At 51.4% G+C, this 251-nt stretch carries 1 pseudogene; it reads left to right on the plus strand.

Annotation, left to right across the window (positions count from 1 at the left end):
- Positions 1-251 (plus strand): annotated as a pseudogene (locus tag R2R70_RS21885) (F0F1 ATP synthase subunit beta); the annotation flags it as partial.

A 251-nucleotide genomic window follows, 5' to 3' on the forward strand; every position in this document is an offset into this window, starting at 1 on the left:
AAGACGTATTGTTCTTCATCGATAACATCTATCGTTTTACACAAGCAGGTTCTGAAGTATCAGCCCTTCTTGGACGTATGCCTTCAGCGGTAGGTTATCAGCCGACCCTGGCGGAAGAGATGGGCGTTCTGCAGGAACGTATCACCTCCACCAAAACTGGTTCTATCACCTCCGTACAGGCAGTATACGTACCTGCGGATGACTTGACTGACCCGTCTCCGGCAACCACCTTTGCGCACCTTGACGCAACC

This window comes from Cobetia sp. SIMBA_158, from assembly GCF_046566945.1.
GTDB lineage: Bacteria > Pseudomonadota > Gammaproteobacteria > Pseudomonadales > Halomonadaceae > Cobetia > Cobetia amphilecti.